10 protein-coding genes are annotated in these 13,834 nt (G+C 73.4%); 5 read left to right on the top strand and 5 right to left on the bottom strand.

Features of this window, described 5'->3' with window-relative positions:
* The first annotated feature begins 187 nt into the window (after positions 1 to 187).
* On the top strand, positions 188 to 1,636 hold the full coding sequence (locus tag ACF08W_RS20695; RefSeq protein WP_392280122.1) for an amidase: 1,449 nt from the start codon (positions 188 to 190) through the stop codon (positions 1,634 to 1,636).
* A gap of 92 nt (positions 1,637 to 1,728) precedes the next feature.
* Positions 1,729 to 4,245, top strand: a complete 2,517-nt coding sequence (locus ACF08W_RS20690) for a SpoIIE family protein phosphatase (protein WP_392280121.1) — start codon at positions 1,729 to 1,731, stop codon at positions 4,243 to 4,245.
* 25 nt (positions 4,246 to 4,270) lie between these two features.
* Here ACF08W_RS20690 and ACF08W_RS20685 read toward each other — a convergent pair whose 3' ends face one another.
* Complete coding sequence (locus tag ACF08W_RS20685; RefSeq protein WP_392280120.1) at positions 4,271 to 5,335, bottom strand: biotin/lipoate A/B protein ligase family protein; 1,065 nt, start codon at positions 5,333 to 5,335, stop codon at positions 4,271 to 4,273.
* Between the two features lie 238 nt (positions 5,336 to 5,573).
* Entirely contained in the window at positions 5,574 to 6,473 is a 900-nt protein-coding gene (locus ACF08W_RS20680; RefSeq protein WP_392280119.1) for an oxygenase MpaB family protein, read from the bottom strand.
* Positions 6,474 to 6,990: 517 nt separating this feature from the next.
* Between ACF08W_RS20680 and ACF08W_RS20675 the strand changes: the two genes are divergently transcribed.
* A complete protein-coding gene (locus ACF08W_RS20675) occupies positions 6,991 to 7,455 on the top strand; it encodes a peptidase inhibitor family I36 protein (protein ID WP_385216285.1) in 465 nt (154 codons plus the stop codon).
* 173 nt (positions 7,456 to 7,628) lie between these two features.
* Here the strand turns inward: ACF08W_RS20675 and ACF08W_RS20670 are convergent, their stop codons facing one another.
* Positions 7,629 to 8,507, bottom strand: a complete 879-nt coding sequence (locus ACF08W_RS20670; RefSeq protein WP_392280118.1) for a helix-turn-helix domain-containing protein — start codon at positions 8,505 to 8,507, stop codon at positions 7,629 to 7,631.
* Between the two features lie 474 nt (positions 8,508 to 8,981).
* Here ACF08W_RS20670 and ACF08W_RS20665 point away from each other — a divergent pair, with 474 nt between their 5' ends.
* Positions 8,982 to 9,908 carry a DUF6801 domain-containing protein gene (locus tag ACF08W_RS20665; RefSeq protein WP_392280117.1) on the top strand — a complete coding sequence of 309 codons (927 nt, stop codon included), beginning with the start codon at positions 8,982 to 8,984 and terminating at the stop codon, positions 9,906 to 9,908.
* Positions 9,909 to 9,916: 8 nt separating this feature from the next.
* Complete coding sequence (locus tag ACF08W_RS20660; protein ID WP_392280116.1) at positions 9,917 to 12,148, top strand: NACHT domain-containing protein; 2,232 nt, start codon at positions 9,917 to 9,919, stop codon at positions 12,146 to 12,148.
* 67 nt (positions 12,149 to 12,215) lie between these two features.
* Here ACF08W_RS20660 and tatA read toward each other — a convergent pair whose 3' ends face one another.
* Entirely contained in the window at positions 12,216 to 12,461 is a 246-nt protein-coding gene (gene tatA / locus ACF08W_RS20655; protein ID WP_385216300.1) for a twin-arginine translocase TatA/TatE family subunit, read from the bottom strand.
* Positions 12,461 to 13,447 carry a sporulation protein gene (locus ACF08W_RS20650; RefSeq protein WP_392280115.1) on the bottom strand — a complete coding sequence of 329 codons (987 nt, stop codon included), beginning with the start codon at positions 13,445 to 13,447 and terminating at the stop codon, positions 12,461 to 12,463. Before ACF08W_RS20650 ends, tatA begins: the two co-directional genes overlap by 1 nt.
* Positions 13,448 to 13,834: the final 387 nt, after the last annotated feature.

The following is a 13,834-nucleotide window of genomic DNA, read 5'->3' as shown; positions in this document are numbered from 1 at the left end:
GTAGCAAGGCCCACTGACAGTCCCCGGCGGGAGCCTCCGCACCCGGCCCCCGGGCACTTTCCTCCGAACGGTTGAGCGGAGCGCACCCCAGTCGTTACCCTCCGGTAAGTTCGTTCGGGTGTACGGGTCCACCGTGCCCCCGCGCACCGTCGTACGTGTCTGCCGATACGAGGAAGGCGGTCAGCCCATGTCCTCACCGCACACCGCGGAAACGACCGGACCGGCCGCCCCGGCGGGCCTGGCCGACAGCGCCCGGGAACTGGCCGAGGGCACCACCACCTCGGTCGCGCAGGTGTCCGCCGCGCTGGACCGCATCCGGGCCGGCGAGCACCGCCTCAACGCCTTCCGCCAGGTCCGCGCCGAGGCCGCGCTCGCCGAGGCCGCCGAGGCCGACCGGCGGCTCGCGGCGGGGGAGCGGCTGCCGCTGCTCGGGGTCCCGGTCGCGGTCAAGGACGACACCGACGTCCTCGGGATGCCCACCTACTTCGGCTGCGACGGCGACCTGCCCGCCGCGACCGCCGACAGCGAGGCGGTCCGCAGACTGCGGGCGGCCGGGGCCGTCATCGTCGGCAAGACCAACTCCTGCGAGCTCGGCCAGTGGCCGTTCACCGAGGGCCACGCCTTCGGTGCCACCCGCAACCCCTGGCACACCGGCCACACCCCCGGCGGCTCCTCCGGGGGCTCCGCGGCGGCCGTCGCCGCCGGGTTCGTACCCGCCGCGCTCGGCTCGGACGGCGCGGGGTCCGTCCGTATCCCCGCGGCCTGGACCCATCTGGTCGGCATCAAGCCCCAGCGCGGCCGGATCTCCGTCCACCCGCACTCCGACGCCTTCCAGGGGCTGACCGTCAACGGCCCGCTCGCCCGGACCGTCGCCGACGCCGCCCTGCTGCTGGACGCCGTCGCGGGATCCCACCCCGACGACCCGCACCGCCCGCCGCCCGTCGCCGCCTCGGCCGCCGCCCGCCGCGAACCCGGCCGGCTGCGCATCGCCCTCGCCTGGCGCCCCCCGCTCACCCTCACCGGCTCCGCACCCCACCCCGAGGTGCGCCGGGCCGTCCTCGACCTGGCCCAGGCCCTCGCCCGCCTCGGCCACGACGTCGAGGCCGCCCGGCCCCGGTACGGGCTGATCGGCCTCGGCTTCGTCCCCCGCGCCACCGCCGGGATCGCCGAACTCGCCGCCCGCCACCCCGCGCCCGCCCTCCTCGACCCGCGCACCCGCAGCGCCCTGCGCACCGGCACCCGGCTCGGCGGCCGGGTCGTCCGGGCGGCCCGGCGGCGCGAAGTCCACCAGCACCGCAGGATCGGCGCCTTCTTCCGCCGCACCGGAAGCGACGGCCCCGGCTACGACGTCCTGCTCACCCCCACGACCGCCCTGCCCCCGCCCCCGATCGGCAGGTTCGACGGGCTGAGCGCCTGGCGCACCGACCTGGCGATGGCCGAGACCTGCCCGTACGCCTGGCCCTGGAACGTGCTGGGCTGGCCGGGCGTCAACGTACCGGCCGGGTTCACCTCCGCCGGGCTGCCGGTCGGGGCACAGCTGCTCGGCCCCTCCCGCAGCGAGGAACGGCTCATCTCCCTCGCGGCCCAGCTGGAGGCCGACCGCCGCTGGTACGAGCACCGGCCCCCGGCCGCGTAGGGACCGGCCGGGGCCCCGCCGTCCGCCGTCTTGTTCGCGCCCCGGTGCGTGAGGCGCGACCATGGACAGGGAACGGAGGGATGGTGGCCGGCATGGCGTGTCCAGGTCCGCAGCCGGAGCCCGGCGCCGGGCCCGCCCGGCCCCGCACCGCCGGGCCCGCCTACGACACGGCGAGCGACGCCACCGCGGTGGTCGCCGGGAACGGCACGGTCGTCGGCTGGACGCAGAGCGCCCAAGACCTCCTCGGGTACCGCGCCCCCGAGGTGGTCGGGCGGTCCGGTGGCGCCCTGCTCGCCATGGCCGAGGACCCTGTCCGGGTGGCCGGGATCGCCGAACGCTGCCGCGCGGGTGTGGGCTGGCGGGGCATCGCCGACGTGCGGCGGCGCGACGGCGGCCGGATCGAGCTGGACCTCCGGGTCTCGGCCTCCTTCCACATGGACGGCCGGGAGTGCTTCCTGGTCTCCGGGCGCGAGCGGCGGCCGGAGCGGATCGTCGGGCAGTCGGTGCTGGACGCCTTCCTGGCCGGATCGCCCATCGGCATGGCGGTGCTGGGCCCGGACCTGCGCTACGTCTGGATGAACGACACCCTGGAGCGCTTCAGCGGCGTACCGCGCGAGCACCGTGTGGGCCGCACGCTCGGCGAGGTCCTCCCGGGGCTGGAGGCGGATTCCATCGAGACCCTGATGCGCGGCGTGCTGGACACCGGCATCCCCGTCATCGACTACGAGTACCTGGGCTGGACCTGGGCCGATCCGCGCCGCGAACGCGCCTTCTCCACCTCGTACCTGCCGCTGACCGACGGCGACGGGCGGGTCACCGGCCTCTGCTACATGGTGCTGGACGTCACCGACCGCTGGAACGCCCAGCAGCGGCTGGCCCTGGTCAACGACGCCGGCGCCAGCATCGGCTCCACCCTCGACGTGATGCGCACCGCCCAGGAACTGGCCGACTTCGCGGTACCGCGCTTCGCCGACCTCGTCCTCGTCGACCTGCTGGAACCGGTCGTCAGCCCCGACGACCCCGGCACCTGGCCCACGGGCGTCGGCCTGTCCGGCCCGGAACTCGCCCGTACCGCCACCACCCCCGCCTCCGACTCCAGGCGCCCGAGGATGCGCCGGGCCGGGATGCGCTCCGTACACGAGGGCTGCCCGGAGGCCGTCAGCCGGATCGGCGAGCCGGTGGACTTCCTGCCCCCGCCCCACGGCCTGCGCTTCCTCGCCGAGGGCGAACCCGTCCTGATCCCCGTGCTCGACCCCGACGACCACGCCTGGGCGGCCGACCAGCCCGCCCGCGCGGCGAGCATCCGCGCGCACGGACTCCACTCCCTGATCTGCGTGCCGATGCGGGCCCGGGACACGGTGCTCGGACTGACCACCTTCATCCGGTCGGACACCCCCGCCCCCTTCGAGCCGGACGACGTCCTGCCCGCCCGCGAGATGGTGGCGCGGGCCGCCGTCTGCGTCGACAACGCCCGCCGCTACACCCAGGAACACACCTCCGCGCTGACCCTCCAACGCAGTCTGCTCCCGCACACCCTGCCCGGCGGAACGGCCCTGGACGTGGCCTCCGCCTACCTTCCGGCGGACGCCAAGGACGGCGTCGGGGGCGACTGGTTCGACGTGATCCCGCTGTCCGGGGCCCGGGTCGCCCTGGTCGTCGGCGATGTCGTCGGCCACGGCATCGGCGCGGCCGCCACCATGGGCCGGCTGCGCACCGCGGTCCACACCCTCGCCGACATGGACCTGCCGCCCGACGAGCTCCTCGCCCACCTCGACGACCTGGTGGTCCGCCTGAGCGACGAGGAACCCGGGGGCGACGGACACGGCGGGCCCCCGGTGCTCGGCGCCACCTGCCTGTACGCCGTGTACGACCCGGTCACCCAGAGCTGCACCATGGCACGGGCCGGCCACCCGCCACCCGTGGTCGTCGCCCCCGACGGACGCGTCAGCTTCCCCGAACTGCCCGCCGGGCCCCCGCTCGGCCTGGGCACGATGCCGTTCGAGACGGCCCGGACCACCCTCCCCGAGGGCAGCCTGATCGGCCTCTACACGGACGGGCTCATCGAGGGCCGGGACCGGGACGCGGAGCTCGGCATGGCCCGCCTCGGCGGCGCCCTCGCCCAGCGCGGCCTCTCCCTGGACGCGCTCTGCGCCCGGGTCGTGGAGCAGCTTGTCCCGGTCCCGCAGCCCGACGACGTCGCCCTGCTCCTCGCCCGTACCCACGAGCTGAGCCCCGACCACGTCGCCTCGTGGGAGATCCCCACCGATCCGGCCGCCGTCGCCGGGGCCCGCGCCGAGGCCGCCCGGCAGCTGAGCGACTGGGACCTGGAGGAGCTGGCGATGACGACCGAACTGATCGTCAGCGAGCTCGTCACCAACGCGGTGCGCCACGCCACGGGCCCGATCCGGCTCCGGCTGCTGCGCCAGTCCGTGCTGACCTGCGAGGTCTCCGACACCAGCAGCACCTCGCCCCGGCTCAGGCACGCCCGTACCACGGACGAGGGCGGCCGCGGCCTCTTCCTCGTCGCCCAGCTCACCCGCCGCTGGGGGACCCGCTACACCCCCGACGGCAAGATCATCTGGACCGAGCAGGAGATCCCCGCCGGATAGCCCCGGTCCCTTCCGGGGCCGGTCCTCACGGCACCCGGGCGATCCACTCGTCGGTGGCGAACTTGGTCCGCACCAGCGTCTCGGCGCGGGCCATCTCCTCCGCCGTGACCTCGCCGCCGGTCAGTCCGTAGCGGTTGCGGAAGGAGGCGATCATGTTCTCGATCACCTGCTCCCGGGCGAGGCCGGTCTGGCGGCGGAGCGGATCGACGCGCTTCTTGGCGCTCTGGGTGCCCTTGTCGGAGAGCTTCTCCTTGCCGATCCGCAGCACGTCGAGCATCTTGTCGGCGTCGATGTCGTACGACATCGTCACATGGTGCAGCACGGCCCCCGGTCCGCCGTCCGGGCCGACCATCCGCTTCTGGGCGGCGCCGGCGATCTTCCCGGCCTCGGTGGCGATGTCGTTCAGGGGCTGGTACCAGGCCCTGATGCCCATGTCGCCGAGCGCGCCGAGCACCCAGTCGTCGAGGTACGCGTAACTGTCGGCGAACGAGAGCCCGGAGACCAGGGCCTCCGGAACCGAGAGCGAGTACGTGATCGTGTTGCCGGGCTCCACGAACATCGCGCCGCCGCCGGAGACCCGCCGGACCACCGTGACCCCGTGCCGCTCGACGCCCCCGGGATCGACCTCGTTGCGCAGGGACTGGAAGCTGCCGATGATCACGGCGGGGGAGTCCCACTCCCAGACCCGGAGCGTCGGCGGGCGGCGCCCCGCGGCGACCTCGGTGGTGATGACCTCGTCGAGCGCCATGTGAAGCGCGGGCGACTGCGGGGGCTCGTGGATGAGCTGCCAGTCGTAGTCGCTCCACTCGGTCGCGTGGGCCAGCGCCCGCCGGACCGCGATGCCGACGCCCTCCGCGGTCAGCCCGAGCATGACGGCCGATTCGGGCAGCGCCGCCGTGATCCGGGCCGCCAGCCCCGCGGCGTCCGTCGAGGCGGGCGCCCCCTCCAGGGCGCCGTCGATCGCGAGGATCGCCTCGTCGGGCTCCAGGAAGAAGTCCCCGGCGACGCGCACCTCGCGCAGTACGCCGTCCTCGACCTCCAGGTCCACGACGACGAGCTTGCCGCCGGGCACCTTGTACTCGCCATGCACGGTTCTGTTCCCTTCCCGTGCGCGGCGTGGCCCTGAACCTGTTGCTCCGACACGGGACGATCGCGCACGTGCTTCGCTCAGCACTGTAGTGGGGCGACCGCCGGGCCCGTCACGCGACGGCGGGCGGCGGGCCGGCCATGCCCGGTCACGGGCGACGTCGCGGTAGTGGGCCGGGGACGTCCGGTCGGGGAAGTCACCGGCCTCGTCGATCACGTCGCGGAGGGCGACGACTCCCTCGTCACCCCCGCGCCGTCCCCGCGAGCCGCCCCCGGGCGGCGGCCTGGATCGGGGAGGGGCCGATCGCCCACTGGAAGACGCGGCCGACGGCTGCCGCCAGGGGACGGTCCCAGGCGGCGCGGACGAGGGCGGGGCGGCGGATGCCGAGTTCGGCGCGGGCCCAGTCGGGGAGGAGGCCGACCGAGGCGTTCATCAGCAGGTGCACGACCAGCCGCTCCCGCCGGGTGCGTCCGAAGCGGCGGAGGAACCGCACCGAGTCCAACGCGGCCTCGGTGGCGTGGAGTTCGGGGCGGAGGCGGGTCAGGTGGCGCTCGGCCTCCAGGGAGGTGAGCGGTACGTTCCGCGCGCCCAGCGCCTCGGCCATGGGGGCGGCCCGGCGGTAGTAGGCGTCGCACTCGGCGGGGGTCAGCCGGAGCCGCCGGGGCGCGTACGTCTGGTGGCCGGCGAGGAAGCTGTGCACCTCGGCGGTGTGCACCCAGGTCAGCAGGTCGGGGTCGTCCGCGCGGTACGGGCGGCCGTTCGGGGCGGTGCCGTGCACCCGGGTGTGGATCCGGCGGACGACGCCGATCACCTCGCGGGCGGCGGCCGAGGACCCGAAGGTGGTCGTGGTGATGAACCGTACGGTCCCGTTCAGCCGCCCCACCGGATCGGCGCGGAAGTCGGAGTGCTGGTCGACCCCCGCCATGGCCAGCGGGTGCAGCGACTGGAGCATGAGCGCGGCGAACCCGCCGGTGAGCATCCCGGTGGCCTGCCCGTGCACCCGCCACACCGGATCCCCGGGCGTGATGCCGAACAGCCCGGGATCGCCGGGCGGCCCGGCGTACCGCTCCAGCTCGAGGTCCCCGCCGTGCATGGTCGCGGTGAGTTCCGCCCCGATCCGCTTCCGCAGTCCCACCAGCACAGCCAGCACCTCCAGGGCCCGTTCACCTCAGCCGAGGGTACCGACCCGCCCGGCGAGCACGGCCGCCAGGACCAGCAGTCCGCAGAGGGGACGGGTGGCGAACGCCCGTCCGCGAGTCCCGACGTCCGAGGGACCGGCCCGCCACATCTGCCGGCCCGCCACATCTGCCGGCCCGCCACATCTGCCACCCCGACTGCCCCGCGACCACGCCCCGCCCGGGCCGGAGCTCCACGCTCCAGAACCCCAACACCGGCTGAGCGGCGACCCCCACCGCGAAACACCACACGGACCCAACACTCCGGTGCCTCCAAGGGTTTGCCGCCGGATCCGTCGGTGGCGCACCATCAGTTACCGGAGGTGTACGTGTACGGGAAGACGCATGTCATCCGCGCTTCGGGAAACCGGCGCAGTGTTCTTCCGCGGACATCGGAGATCCGCGCCGTCACGCCCACACGCCCGCACGTCCGGGGCGGCCGACCGGGGCCGCTCCGTCCTACGCGATCAGGAGTCAGGAATCATGGCCTTACGCACCATGCTCGTCACCGCTCTGCGCGCCCTGCTCGTCGCGGCGCTCGTTCCGCTCGCGCTGGTCACCGGAGCCGCGTCCGCGCAGGCGAACACGGCCCCGTCCGTGCAGGGGGTGACCATCCAGGGCGACAACAGCCAGGCGTCCGTCGACGGTGTCGACGGCGTGCGCGCCACGGGTGACGGGAAGGACTGCGCGTACCTGCGTGTGTGTCTGTACACCGGCCCGAACATGACGGGCACCCGGTTCGACCTGTACCAGTGCGGCGACTACCGGCTCGTCCAGTGGAACGGGGCCGGCTCGGTGTGGAACAACCAGACCACCGGCACGACCGCCGTCTTCATGAACCGGCAGTTCACCGTCATCGGTTCCGTCCGGGGCCGGGACTCCAACGGCACCATCTACGGGTACACCTCGTACGACTTCTCCCCCGTCTGGTACGTCCGCCCCTGCTGACACCATGACGGAAGGACGTGCGCCCCGGCCGCCCGCGGTCCGGGGCGCACGTCGTACGTCCTTCGTCCGGCCTGTCGGCATGTGATTCTTCCCCCGCCCGATTCCCTGAGAACGGATTCGGCTCTATTCCGACGGTCGCGCAGGGAAACGGCCGGAGATCCGAATGTTTTCGGTCAGCTCCCGCACGTATCGCCGTCGGGCGGAAATCCCGCCCGCCGCATATCGCGGGGGCATACTCCGAAACGCCGCCGGAATGCGGTGCTGAGAGCGCTGGAGGAGGAGAATCCGGAGGCGTGGGCCAGGTCGGTGATGGTCATGTGCCGGTACGCGGGTGTCCGCAGCCGGTCCTTCACCAGCCGCAGCCGCTCCTCCCGGATCAGCTCGCTCGGGGTCGTCCCGGCGTGCTGGAGGGCCAGCTGGACCTGGCGGAGCGACCAGCCCAGGGAACGCGCCACGGTGGCACCGTTCAGGCGCGGGTCGGCCACGTGCTCGCGGACGTACCGGCGGACCACCGTCTCCACCTCCGGCAGGCGGCCCGACGGGGTGGGCCGGTCGTCGCCCACGACGAGCAGGCACACCAGCTCGACCAGCCGCTCGGCCACCGCGTCGAACGCGCTGCTGGTCAGGGTGGCGCGTTCCTCGTGCAGGACGGCCAGCATGTCGCCCACCACCCGGCCGAGCCCCGAGCCGAGACCGAGGCGCACGGCGAGCGGCGACGACCGGTTCAGGCGCCCGTTCACCTCCTGGGCGGGGATCGACAGGATGAACGCCCGCGCGGAGGCGTCCTGCGACAGCTCGAACGGTGTGCTGAACGTGAGAAGGCTCCCGGTCCCCGGTGCCAGCCGCAGCTCCCGCTCGTCCTGGCGCAGCACCATCTCCCCGGAGACCGGCAGCACCAGGCGGTAGTCCTCGTCCGGGTCGTGCCGCGTCTGACGCGCGGTGCGGGTGTACTCGATCGTTTCCGACCACCACTGGACGAGCTGGTAGGTGTCGGTGTGCTGGCGGACCGTTCCCGCGTGGAAATCGTCGGTGCGCGCATACCGATAGCTCATCCGGCTCTGATACGACGTCACATGGGCACCCCAGAATTCGGCGCGGTCACGTGATGTCACGTCCTGGGTAGTGCATGAACTCACCGTGTAGGTTCCCAAGGCCATCGAAGACACCTTTCACCCAGGTCTTCTCACCGTCTCACCGTGCGCGTACCCGCATCCGGTTCTCGCGCTCATGGCAAGAGTCCGTCCAAAGGCGCCGCAATAGCGTAGTGGACGACAGTGGGGCCGGGCAGTGTGCAAAGGGCGGCGCGTTCCGCACGGGTGTGCGCCGAATTCGCTCCGCTGCGCGCCGTGACAACTTTTCTACGCGCACGCGCAATTCCGGACGCGCGGCCGCGTCCTACGGTGGCCGCAGGGTCCGCTGCACGCGCGAGGGCGCGCCGGGTCCCGGACGACCGAGGAGCCCATCGGCCCCGCACTCCGCGCCGGACCCCCGAACACCCGAGGTACGAGCACTGACTGAGGACCGAGATGGCACATGACGAACTGATCCGGAATCCGCACGCGCGCGAGCGGCGCGCCACGTCCCGCGCCGCTCGTCCGGGCCCGGCGGGCCGCGGAGCCCGGGGGTTGGCGGCGGCCGCGGTGGTCGCGTTCGCGGGAGTGGGAGTGTTCGGGGCCGGGTCCGCCGTCGCGGACCCGGCGGCGCCCGCACTCCGGTACACCTGCTCCCTCTCGAAGGAGGAGCAGCGGCGGGGCGAGGTGAGGATCGACGCGGACGTCCCGGCGTCGGCCGTGGTCGGTGAGGCCACCCCGAAGTTCGTCATCCACGCGGCGGTGCCGGTGAGCGCCGCCGACGCGAGCGAGCTGCGCAAGGCCCATGTCGAGGAGCTCTCGGGCACCGTCGACGTACGGGCCCGGGTCACGGCACCGGGCACCGGCGGCACCCCCGTGAGCGTACGGTTCCGGGTGGCCAGGACCAGTGTTCCGGCGTCCGGAGCGTTCGTGATCAAGGCGACCGGTGCCGCACCGACCCGCACTTTCGACAAGCCGGGCCGGGCGACGATCGCCGTTGGTGACCTCAAGGCCCATGTCAGCGCCCGCGTGGGTCCTTTGACCATCGAGGTCGGTCTGCCGTGCAGCCTGGACCCCGGCCAGAACGACGTCGTGGCGTCGTTCGACATCGTCGGGAAGGGAGGGACGACGACCGGACCGGCCCCGTCCGGCACGGCCGGCGCGAGCACCTCCGGTACCACCGGCGCGTCCCAGGACCGGGAGAACGACGGGACGAAGCCGGACACGGCCGGGGAGAAGCCGTCCGGCCCCTCCGGCGCCATGGCCGAGACCGGTAGCCGGGGTACCGGGACCCTGATCCCGCTGGCGGTGGGGGCCGCCGCCCTGGGAGCCGTCGCCTGCGCGGCCGCCGCCCTCTTCCGCGTCCGCTCGCGCTCCAGGTGACGGGAGCGATGTCCGTCGTGATGCGGCAGCCGCGCCGGGGCTGGCTGGTGCTGACGGTGGTGACCGTGGGGGCGGCGGTCGCCGCGGCCGTACGGGCGGGTACCGGGGACGTGGACCCGGGAGGGCTGGTGCTCGGGGCGGCCGGCCTGGTACTGACGGTCGTGAGCCTCTATCAGGCGGGGGTGGCCCAGGCGGGCACGGACACCGACGCCGCCGCGCTCGCCGAGCGTCTCGCCGTCGTCATCAGGAAACACGAGGAGGAAGTCCACACAGGGCTCCTCGGCAGCAGTACCGACACCATCGACCTGGAGTTCGGCTTCCTGCCCTCCCCGGCCCACCACGGGGCGGGGGCGGCGCCCCACGGCACACTGAAGGACGTCGCCGCCTACTACAGCGCGCTCCGGCCCGGCCGTCTCGTCGTCACCGGGGCTCCCGGAGCCGGCAAGACCGTCCTCGCCCTCCACCTCATGCTGCGCCTCCTCACCGACCGGAGGCCGGGCGACCCCGTCCCCGTACGGCTGTCGCTGTCCACCTTCGACCCGCACCGCGACAGCCTTACCACCTGGCTCGTCGACGAACTCGCCCGCGCCCACCGGCTGCGCCCCGCCTCGGCGGCCGCCCTCGTCGATGCCCGGCTGGTCCTTCCCGTGCTCGACGGGCTCGACGAGATGGACGCCAGCGGGACACCCGGGCGCGGCTCCCGCGCCGCCGCCGCCCTGAAGGCCATGAACGCCTACGTCCACGGCGTCGTCAAGGGACAGCTCATCCTCACCTGCCGCCACAGCGCCTACAACGCCCTGGAGGCCGCGGGCCTGTGGGCGCGGGACGCCTCCCGGATCGACATCGCCCCCGTCGGCCTGGCCGCGACCGAGGCGTTCATCGCCGCCCGCGCCGAGGACCCGCGCCGATGGACACCGGTCCTCGAAGCCCTCCGCGCCGACCCGACGGGCCCGCTGGCCCAGGGTCTGTCCACTCCCTGGCGGCTGACCATCGCCCTCGCCGTCCACGACGAGTCCGGCCCCGACGGCAACTGGGCCCACGACCCCCGGGAGCTGTGTGACCCCGCCCCGGAGACCCCGGAGCAGGTCCGGGACCGGCTGCTGCACCTGTTCATCCGCGACGCCCCCGCCACGGGCGGCCGGAAGGCGCCCTACACCCCACGACAGGTGGACACCTGGCTGACGACTCTCGCCCGCTACCTGCAGGCGAACAACGCCGGTACCGGCGAGGTGGCCGGCCGGCGCCTGTCCGGCACCGATCTCGTCCTCCACGAACTGTGGCCGCTCGCCGGGCCCCGCCGCACCCGTACCGTCCATGTCCTGCTGACCGTCGCGGTGTGGGCCGTCGCCGACGTGTCCGCTGCCCTGCTCGACGACTGGCGCGTGTACGTGATGAACGTGGCGCTCATGGTGCTGGGCGGCCTCCTCGTGGCGGCTCCTCCCTGGCCCGTCCCGTCCCGGCTGGAACGGGTGACCGTCGCAACCGGGACGGGACGGCGCCAGCTCCTGAACGGGATCGCGGGCGGCCTCTTCTGGGGAGGGCTCGTCGTCGTGTTCGACATCGGCGATGTCGTCGGACTGACGATCGGGCTCGTGTACGGGGCGGTGCTGGGGCTCCTCGGCGGGGCGTTGGTCGGCTCGGGGCTGGCGGGCGTGCTCTCCGACCTGCCCGAGATCCGTACGGAACGGGGGAACACATCGCCCCGGGCCATGGTGAAGGACGACCTCGTGACCGGGATCGTGACCGGCCTCGTGGTCGGGATCGGGTTCATCCCGTTCTACTGGTACGCGCTGAGCCCGGTCCTCGCGCTCGGAGCGGTGCTCATCTACCTGGTGCTCTTCGGGCTCGGCGGCGGGCGTGCTCTCGCGCTCCTCTACAACCGGCTGTTCCGCTGCGGGTTCCGGGGCACGCTCGATCTGCTGTTCCGGCCCTGGCGGGTGTTCGGCCCGCTGCTCAGGACCGGCGCCGGTCCCGCCCTGGGAGCCGCGGGCACCCGCTACGTGGTCCTGCTGCTCTGCACGCGCGGCTGGTGGTCCGACCGGGTGCTGCCCTGGCGTCTGGGGCGCTTCCTCGACTGGTGCTGCGGTGCGGGGCTGATGCGTACCGCCGGGACCGCCTACCAGTTCCGCCACCGCGAGCTCCAGGAATTCCTCGCGCGCCGCTCCGACGGACCAGCGCCGACGGGTGGCTCCGGCCCGTCGGGCGGTCCCGGCCCGTCAGGTGATTCCGCTTCCGGGTGAACGGCGACGCCCGGACGACGCGGCCGGTCGCCGGGGCCCGATCGGCCCGGTGACCGGCCGCGCCGTGTCAGATGTGCGGTCCCCGGTCGGTCGCCGGGGCGGTGGGTTCGTTCCGGGCGACGGTCTCGCCCTGGATGACCCGGGGCGGGCCCTGCGCCGCCCCGGGGTCCTGCGGCTCCTTCATGGCCTTGGCCTCGGCCTTCAGGATGCGGGCCGACTTGCCCGCGGAACGGGCCAGTTCGGGGAGCTTCTTGGCGCCGAAAAGAAGGATGACCACGATCAGGACGATCGCGAGCTCACTGATGCCGAACATCAGTCGTCACCGTCCTCGTCGTCGCCCTCGAAGAAGTCCCCCACCTCGTCGACGACTTCGGCGGCGACCAGACCGCCGACGACACCGACCGCGAGCCCGGCCGCGCCCACCGCGACGGCCGTGCCCAGGCCCGGACCGGAGCGGCGCTCCTCGTCGTGGTGGCCGTGGTGACCGTGGTGACCGGCGTACGGGTCGCCGTGCCCGTACGCGGAGCCCTCCGCGTACACCGAGTGGTGCGCGGCCAGTTGCTGGAGCCAGCCGTCGACCAGGGCGGTCCAGTCCTGGTGGTGGATGCCGTCGTGCGCGACGGTGAACCGGGTGAGCGCGTCGTGCCCGCCGCGCCGGTCGGCCTCCAGGACGACCTCCATGCCGCCCGCGGTGGCCAGGAAGGTCACCTCGATCTCCTTGAACGCGTACGCGTACTGCGGCGACGGGGACAGCTCGATCTCCTGGTAGAAGGGGAGCTGCTGACCCGTGCCGCCGATCCGGCCGGCCTCCAGGTCCGCGGACTTGAAGCCGAAGCCGAGCTGTCCGAACGCTTCGAGGATTGCCTCCTGCACCGGCAGCGGCCCCACGACGAGCTGATCGAGATCGCCCTTGTCCCTGGCCCCGGCGACCGAGAGTTCCGTGCGTACGCCGAGCACGATGCCGAGACCCTGCCCGTACAGCTCGGTGACGGGTGTCTCCCACGGCAGTGTCACCGTGAACGGCACGGTGCGCTGCTCGCCCCCGGCCAGCCGGAAGCCGCCGCCAACGGTGAACCGCTCGAAGGCCACGACGTGCTCGTCCTCGCCCTCCGCGTGCTCGGCCTCCACCCGGGCGACGAGTTCCAGCGTGATGTGCGTGATGTCGAAGTCGGCGTTGCCGCCCTCGAGGCGGACCTCACCGGACAGCGGGCCGCCGGGGACGGTCGCCCCGGGGGCGAGGACGGTGTCGACGGTGGGGCCGCCCACGCCGAGCGAGCCGAGCAGTCGTTTGAACACCATGGAGGCGTCCACTCCCTTATGTGCGTACGGGGGAGCCCGGGAACGCCGACGACGGCTCCCGTTCTCTACAAACGTGTAGAGCATAGGGCCGCCGAAGGGGCTTCTCCGGTCCGTGGGTACCCGGGGAGCGGGAAAGTCCGAAAAGGATCGCTCAGGTGGTCCGAAGGACCGCTTGACGTGCGCGTTTTGCCGTGCTTTTACCGCGCTTTTGCTGTACGGAGTGGTGACGGGAAACGGGTGCGGGGCCGTGCGGTGTGTACCGCGCGGCCCCGCACCCGTTCGCCGTCCCGGGGGGGGGTGTCAGCCCTTGCGGGCGTTGATCTCCTCGGTGAGCTGGGGCACGACCTGGAAGAGGTCGCCGACGACGCCGTAGTCGACGAGGTCGAA

The organism is Streptomyces sp. NPDC015144 (assembly GCF_043079735.1).
In the GTDB taxonomy this organism is placed as follows: Bacteria; Actinomycetota; Actinomycetes; order Streptomycetales; family Streptomycetaceae; genus Streptomyces.
Note: the sequence above shows the minus strand (reverse complement) of the source record. Positions and strands in the feature narration are given on the sequence as shown.